The 3,087-nt window shown below is 66.2% G+C and carries 3 protein-coding genes; 2 read left to right on the top strand and 1 reads right to left on the bottom strand.

Annotated features, from left to right (window positions below):
• Positions 1–181 precede the first annotated feature (181 nt).
• Entirely contained in the window at positions 182–901 is a 720-nt protein-coding gene (locus V7053_RS18500; RefSeq protein WP_334173721.1) for a DUF4191 domain-containing protein, read from the top strand.
• An 81-nt stretch (positions 902–982) separates the two neighbouring features.
• Here V7053_RS18500 and V7053_RS18495 read toward each other — a convergent pair whose 3' ends face one another.
• Positions 983–1,417, bottom strand: coding sequence for an RDD family protein (locus tag V7053_RS18495; RefSeq protein ID WP_334173720.1), 435 nt, complete (start codon positions 1,415–1,417; stop codon positions 983–985).
• A gap of 243 nt (positions 1,418–1,660) precedes the next feature.
• Between V7053_RS18495 and glnA the strand changes: the two genes are divergently transcribed.
• On the top strand, positions 1,661–3,085 hold the full coding sequence (glnA, locus tag V7053_RS18490) for a type I glutamate--ammonia ligase (protein ID WP_334173719.1): 1,425 nt from the start codon (positions 1,661–1,663) through the stop codon (positions 3,083–3,085).
• Positions 3,086–3,087: the final 2 nt, after the last annotated feature.

Here is a 3,087-nt window from a genome sequence, read left to right as displayed (position 1 = left end):
AGGGCCGCGAGATCCCGCCCCAGCTGGCCCACATCGAGTCCTCCGGCACCACCCGGCAGGAAGCCGCAAGCCTCATCGCCGCCCAGGCCCACTGACCCACCCGGGCCACCGCGCGCCTTTCGCACGCCGCCCTCCCCGACGAGGTCTGGGAGGGCGGCGTTTCACTTAGAATTGAAGCACTATGGCGAAGAACACCCCCAACACGCCCTCGGATCGAGCTCCGAAGAAGGCGAAGAAGCCGAACAGCTTCCAGCAGATGCTCCAGGTCTTCCAGATGACCCGACGAGCGGACCCGAACGTCGTCTGGCTCATGGCGCTGGTGTTCCTCGTCGTCGTCGGTCTCGGCGTGCTGGTGGGCGCCCTGCTCGACAACTGGATCACCGGCCTCATCGTCGGCATCCTCCTCGGGGTGCTGGGGGCGATCCTGGTCCTCAGCCGACGGGCCGAGCGGGCCGCGTTCTCCCAGATCGAGGGCCAGCCCGGTGCGGCTGGCGCCGCTCTCAACACCCTGCGTCGCGGCTGGATCGTCGAGGAGCAGCCGGTCGCCATGAACCCCCGCACGCAGGATCTCGTGTTCCGCGCGGTAGGGCGCCCCGGCGTCGTGCTCGTGTCGGAGGGCCCCGCGAGCCGTGTCCGCCCCCTCATCGAGTCGGAGCGAAAGCGGCTCGTGCGCATCCTCCCCAACGTTCCCATCACCGTGATCGAGACCGGGCGCGAAGAAGGCCAGACCCCGCTCGACAAGGTTGCCAAGCGCATGCAGAAGCTCAAGCCCGAGCTGACGAAGGTCGAGGTCCAGGCCATCAACAAGCGGCTCGCATCGCTCGGTCCGCGTCTTCCGATCCCCAAGGGCATCGACCCGACTCGCATCCGCCCCGACCGGCGTGCGATGCGCGGTCGCTGACCCTGCTGTTCTGAAACCTCGCTCGTGAAACGCTGAGGGCCCGGACGATCCGTCCGGGCCCTCAGCGTTGTCGCCAGCTGGCTAGACGCGCACGAGGACCGTCTTGGCGGCCTTGTCGTGGAGCCCCCGCTGGTCGGCGTCGAAGACAACTGCGGGAATGACGAGGCACAGCAGCACGGCTCGCAGGATGGCCGCCGGGATCCCCGCGGGGGCGCCGCCGAGCCTGACCACCTTGAGCCCCAGCACGCGGTGCCCCAAGCTGTAGCCGACTGTGCCGACGAGGACGATCTGCTCGAGCGCGAAGATGCCCAGGGTCGCGGACGAATTGCCGTTGAAGAACGCCGTCGAGATCAGCAGGCACGCGGCCCAATCGATGCACAGGGCGACGACGCGGCGACCGGGGCGCGCGATCGAACCACGACCGGTGCGCGGCAGGCCGAGAGCGCGCCCCGGATAGTGGCCCGGTTCGGTCGGCGGTCCACTGATCCAGGAGCTGAGGTCTCTGCGGTCGATCACCGATCCAGTCTAGTTGGCTGTTCTGTGACGTCCTCGCCTTGGTGGTTCCGCATAATGCCGCCTAGCGTAGGCAAAGCAGGAGCGGTGTGATGTAACCTCGCCGAAACAATACGGACACTGCCGAGTAACGCCGCGTTCGTAGGCTGGGTCGCGTTGCAGCACGGCGCCGCCCGCGCGGCGATACAGCCTGCGCGCCGCCGTTTCGCGCCCGATGCGTGCCATCCCGATCTGTAAGGAGAACAGATGTTCAAGTCTGCGGAGGAAGTCCTCGCATTCATCAAGGACGAGGATGTCAAGTTCGTCGACATCCGCTTCACCGACCTTCCCGGCGTCCAGCAGCACTTCAACGTCCCCGCCAAGACGGTGGACGAGGACTTCTTCGTCAACGGACAGCTGTTCGACGGCTCGTCCATCCGCGGCTTCCAGGGCATCGCCGAGTCCGACATGCAGCTGATCCCGGACGTGACCACTGCCTACGTGGACCCGTTCCGCGTGGAGAAGACGCTGGCGCTGAACTTCTCCATCGTCAACCCCCGCACGGGTGAGCCGTACCACCGCGATCCGCGCGGTGTCGCCGAGCGCGCCGAGGCCTACCTGGCCTCCACCGGCATCGCCGACACGGCGTTCTTCGCTCCGGAGGCGGAGTTCTACGTCTTCGACAACGTCCAGTTCGAGTCCTCCCCGCAGGGTTCGTTCTACAAGGTCGACTCGATCGAGGCACCGTGGAACTCGGGTCGCGAGGAAGAAGGCGGCAACCTCGGCAACAAGACGCCGTTCAAGGGTGGCTACTTCCCCGTCTCCCCCGTCGATCACCAGGCCGATCTCCGCGACGCGATGGTGCTCAACCTCGACGCCGTCGGTCTCGAGGTCGAGCGGTCGCATCACGAGGTCGGCGCCGCGGGCCAGGCGGAGATCAACTACAAGTTCTCGACCCTTGTGCGTGCTGCGGACGACCTGCAGAAGTTCAAGTACGTGATCAAGAACACCGCGACCGAGTGGGGCAAGTCGGTCACGTTCATGCCGAAGCCGATCTTCGGTGACAACGGCTCCGGCATGCACTGCCACCAGTCGCTGTGGAACGGCAGCGAGCCGCTCTTCTACGACGAGAAGGGCTACGCGAGCCTCTCGGACCTCGCACGCTGGTACATCGGAGGCCTGCTCAAGCACTCCTCGGCTGTCCTGGCGTTCACGAACCCGACGGTGAACTCGTACAAGCGCCTCGTCAAGGGCTTCGAGGCGCCCGTCAACATGGTCTACTCGCAGGGCAACCGCTCGGCCGGTATTCGCATTCCGATCACGGGCACCAACCCGAAGGCGAAGCGCATCGAATTCCGCGCGCCTGACCCCTCGTCGAACCCGTACCTCGCCTTCGCTGCTCAGCTCATGGCCGGTATCGACGGCATCCGCAACCGCATTGAGCCGCCTGCCCCGATCGACAAGGACCTCTACGAGCTCCCGGCCGAGGAGGCCAAGGACATCCCCAAGGCTCCGGGCTCGCTCGAGGAGGCTCTCGACGCCCTCGAGGCCGACAATGAGTTCCTCCAGGCTGGAGGCGTCTTCACCCTGGACCTCATCGAGACCTGGATCGCTTACAAGCGCGAGAAGGAGATCGCTCCCCTCTCGCTCCGCCCGAACCCGTACGAGTTCGAGCTCTACTTCGGCGTGTAGCC

Origin of the sequence: Sinomonas sp., from assembly GCF_036848755.1 — a bacterium.
In the GTDB taxonomy this organism is placed as follows: domain Bacteria; phylum Actinomycetota; class Actinomycetes; order Actinomycetales; family Micrococcaceae; genus Sinomonas.
The sequence above is the reverse complement of the archived record's forward strand: the minus strand, read 5'-3'. Positions and strand labels throughout refer to the sequence as shown.

Coding starts and splice junctions, on each gene's coding strand:
- V7053_RS18500 (WP_334173721.1), top strand. CDS start 182: ATGGCGAAGAACACCCCCAACACGCCCTCGGATCGAGCTCCGAAGAAG.
- glnA (WP_334173719.1), top strand. CDS start 1,661: ATGTTCAAGTCTGCGGAGGAAGTCCTCGCATTCATCAAGGACGAGGAT.